At 33.6% G+C, this 1,719-nt stretch carries 2 protein-coding genes and 1 pseudogene; all 3 read right to left on the bottom strand.

The features are described 5' to 3' along the window. Positions 1 to 402: pseudogene (locus HCCG_RS11330) on the bottom strand (type IV secretory system conjugative DNA transfer family protein); the annotation flags it as partial. Beyond that, on the bottom strand, positions 383 to 910 hold the full coding sequence (locus tag HCCG_RS11325; protein WP_002957687.1) for a hypothetical protein: 528 nt from the start codon (positions 908 to 910) through the stop codon (positions 383 to 385). The pseudogene HCCG_RS11330 and the gene HCCG_RS11325, both read right to left, overlap by 20 nt. Positions 911 to 919: 9 nt before the next feature. Continuing rightward, a partial coding sequence (locus HCCG_RS11320; protein ID WP_034548668.1) for a CpaF/VirB11 family protein occupies positions 920 to 1,719 on the bottom strand: 800 nt, incomplete at its 5' end.

The raw sequence follows: 1,719 nt of genomic DNA, 5'->3' as shown, positions 1-1,719 counted from the left end.
GAATTTTCTAAAAGCTTTCCAATATTTTTGTGGCGTGAAATTTAAGGGATTGAGTAAGCCAAAAAAGTCTTTGATAAGCTTATTTAAATGAAAATCGCTTTTTTCTATGTCGTGCTGATTAGCCCATCTTGCTTTGCCGTGAGAATCAAGGCTCTTTTTGGGTTTAAGAAACATAAAAATAAAGATAGGTGGGAAGAATGATACTCCAATGGCGAGATAAACATCAAACTTCATACTGCGTTGTCCAATATTATCAATAATGAGTTCTGCAAAGTCTATAAGCTCCCAAAAATCATTAATGGCATAGAAAATATGCAAACAATATAAGAATGTAGCAGGAACACTGATAACTGCTAATAGAAAATATAAGGGATAGAATCTTTTACTCATTAGAAATTGCATTGTCTTCTCCTTTTTGTTCTATGGGTTGCTCTTTAGGATAGAGAGGTTGGGCATTCTTTTTTGCTCTCTCCATTGTCTTTAGAAAAGTTTTTAGAAGTTCTTTAAGGCTTATTACCTCTTCTTTGGTATCTATAAGATTTTGTTTGGTATCAAGTAAAAACTCTTTGTTGTCTGCTAGAGCTTTGAGTTCGTTAGGGTCATTAAGATTTGCGAGATTTAAGCGATAAGCAATTTGATTAAGATTGCTAAATGTGGCATTAATATCAAGATAGAGTTTTTTATTGAAGTTAATAAGCTGCGTGATTTGATCTAGATATTTGTTTTGTTCATCAAAGCTTTGTGCTATACTCTCTGGATTCTCATCGGCTTTGATGAGCAAATGCTCTATATATCGTGTTGTGTTAATTTGTTTTTTCTGTTTTTCTAATGCTTTATACGCATCTTTACTGATAAGTATATTTAGTCTTTTTCCTGTAATATATTTTGATTTGAATGTAGATTCTCTCATTATGTTTCCTTATTTGCTATTTTTTAGAATATTTGCTAAATCTTTTTTGACATCAAGCACATTATGGACTTCTCTTCCTTGCTCTGTTCTCTTAATTTGAATCACATAATCAATAGCAGCAATAAAATATTCTACTATCGCTTCATTTGTTGCATTTGCTCCGCTGAATTTAGCATTCATAGTAATAGCGTGGATAGCATCTTCTACACTATTGGCGTGAAGTGTGCTGATTGAGCCGCTATGCCCTGTGTTATTAAGCCTTAAAAATAGCATTGTGTTTCTTGTATCAATCTCTCCTAGCAATAATCTATCAGGCGACATACGCACACAATCATTTAATGCTTTTTCATAAGTGTAGTTTGTGGCTTCGTTTTTTGAAACAACGATTTGCACTTTATTGAGATTATGAATGTGTAGTTCAGGAGAATCTTCTACCGTGATTATCCTATCTTCAAGTGGAATCTCATCAAGCAAAGAGTTAGCAAAGCTTGTTTTACCTGTTGCTGTCCCTCCGCTTATGAGTATGTTTTTTCTATCTCGTATGAAACCTTTTAGGTCATCATAGGTATAAGGGCATTGTGGATTAATCTTAAAATTCTCAAGTGGGAATTTTTTATCACTTGGGATTCTTATATTAATACTTATGCAATTATTAGCTGTAATGCTTGGGTGCAAAGCATTGACACGATACCTAGAATTTGGGATAGAGCAAGATAAATGCGGCACATCAATATTGAAAAATAAGTTTCTAGCAGTGGCAAGTTGCTCGCAGAAGTTAAGCAAGAAACGCTCATCAAACTCTTCATCTA

Source organism: Helicobacter cinaedi CCUG 18818 = ATCC BAA-847 (genome assembly GCF_000155475.1).
Classification (GTDB): Bacteria; Campylobacterota; Campylobacteria; order Campylobacterales; family Helicobacteraceae; genus Helicobacter_C; species Helicobacter_C cinaedi.
This window is presented reverse-complemented; position numbering and strand designations above follow the sequence as displayed.

What these genes read in the sequence shown, in the direction of transcription:
- HCCG_RS11325 (WP_002957687.1), bottom strand. Translation starts at nt 910, where the DNA reads ATGAGAGAATCTACATTCAAATCAAAATATATTACAGGAAAAAGACTA.